Raw genomic sequence first — 1543 nt, 5'->3', positions numbered from 1 at the left:
CCGCTGTCCACGCCCGAGGTGTTGCCCAGGGTGGCCGCGCCCGCCCCGCCGCAGGGGCTGCCGGTGCTGGGGGCACCGGCGCAGCAGCTCACGCTGGGGTCGCAGGCGGCTTGGGCCGTCGGCGGCTGGCCGAAGAGCAGCACAAGGGCGAGCAGGCCCAGCCCATGTTGGGCGCGGCTGCGCGCGGCCTTGAGCCCCTCCCACAGGTGATGTCTGTGCATGCCCCGTCCCCCCGATGCGATCCGAAACGCCCGTGCCGGCGGCACGAGCGCGCGATCACATCAGGCGAGGGCCCAGGGCGTCCGGACTGTCGGCGGGGGCTTTAACCAAAATTCACGAATCGCCAGGCCGCGTGCCCACCTGCGCGACGGGTTGGCCCGCGCGTGGCGGAAGGGATCAGGGAGGCGGCGCTGTTGCGCCGGGCATCGCTTGTGTGGGTGTATCCAGGTCACGGCCTTCCAGCTCGCCCGGCGGGGCCACGGTCACGGCCACGTCCAGCGTGTGCTGGGCGCCGCCCTGGATGACGCCGCGCATGGGCGAGACGTCGCTGAAATCGCGGCCGATGGCCAGGGTCACGTAGTCCTCGCCCGGGCTGCCCCAGCCGCAGCGGTTGTTGGTGGGGTCGAAGTCGAACCACTCACCGTCGCCGCCGTCCTCGCGCGGTACGTAGACGGCGGCCCAGGCGTGCGAGGCGTCGGCGCCGATGAGGCGCGGCTGGCCGGGCGGCGGCTGGGTGAGCAGGTAGCCGCTGACGTAGCGCGCGGGCAGGCCCAGGCTGCGCAGGCAGCCGATCATGATGTGGGCGAAGTCCTGGCACACGCCCCGGCCCTGGGCCAGGGCCTCCAGCGGCGGCGTGCTGACCTCGGTGCTGGCGCTGTCGTACTGCAGTTCGCCGTGGATGCGCTCCATGAGCGCGCGCGCCGCCTGCAGCACCGGCGCGCCGGTCGCGAAGGCCGGGCGCGCCCACTGGACGAAGGCCTCGTCGCGTTCCACCAGGGGCGAAGCGAACAGGAACTCGGCCGCGGCCTCGTAGGGCGCATTGACGCGGTAGCGGAAGTGCTCGCGCACGCGCTCCCAGGTCATGCCACGCCAGGGCGCGTCTTCGGGCAGGGGGCGCGGCGCGGCGGTCATCACCGTGCTGTCGGCCAGCACGCTCAAGGTGTCGTGCGGCGCCTGCTGGGCGAAGAAGCGGCGCTGGTTGCCGAAGGCGTCGGTGCTCTGGTGCATCGTGGCCGGCTCGGGCTCGATCGCGATGCGGTGCGCCAGCACGCGCTGCAGCGCGCTGGCGCGCGGGCTCAGGTGCAGCATGTGCTGCGCCATGTCCACCGCGCTTTGGTAGCGGTAGGTGGTGCGGTGCAGGACGCGCAGTTTCATGGCCGTTCAGATGGACAGCGTCTGGCTGCGCCGGTCGGCGTGGCTGAAGTGCAGGCGCGTGATCTCGTCGGAGAGCTCGACCGCCGCGGCCTCGCAGTCTTCCAGCACGCGCAGCAGCGCGCCCCAGACGCGGCGGCCGTCGGCGTCGCGCTGCCAGTTGCTCAGCTCG

2 protein-coding genes are annotated in these 1543 nt (G+C 73.0%); both read right to left on the bottom strand.

The window, feature by feature from the left end; translation table 11 throughout:
• Positions 1–221 (bottom strand): hypothetical protein (locus tag BGO22_RS15800; protein WP_286851652.1); only part of this gene is annotated, 221 nt, incomplete at its 3' end.
• Between the two features lie 175 nt (positions 222–396).
• On the bottom strand, positions 397–1374 hold the full coding sequence (locus tag BGO22_RS15795; protein WP_070398776.1) for a transglutaminase family protein: 978 nt from the start codon (positions 1372–1374) through the stop codon (positions 397–399).
• Positions 1375–1543: the final 169 nt, after the last annotated feature.

The organism is Hydrogenophaga sp. 70-12 (assembly GCF_001897365.1).
Lineage (GTDB): Bacteria > Pseudomonadota > Gammaproteobacteria > Burkholderiales > Burkholderiaceae_C > Hydrogenophaga > Hydrogenophaga borbori.
The sequence above is the reverse complement of the archived record's forward strand: the minus strand, read 5'-3'. Positions and strand labels throughout refer to the sequence as shown.

What these genes read in the sequence shown, in the direction of transcription:
- BGO22_RS15795 (WP_070398776.1), bottom strand. Translation starts at nt 1,374, where the DNA reads ATGAAACTGCGCGTCCTGCACCGCACCACCTACCGCTACCAAAGCGCG.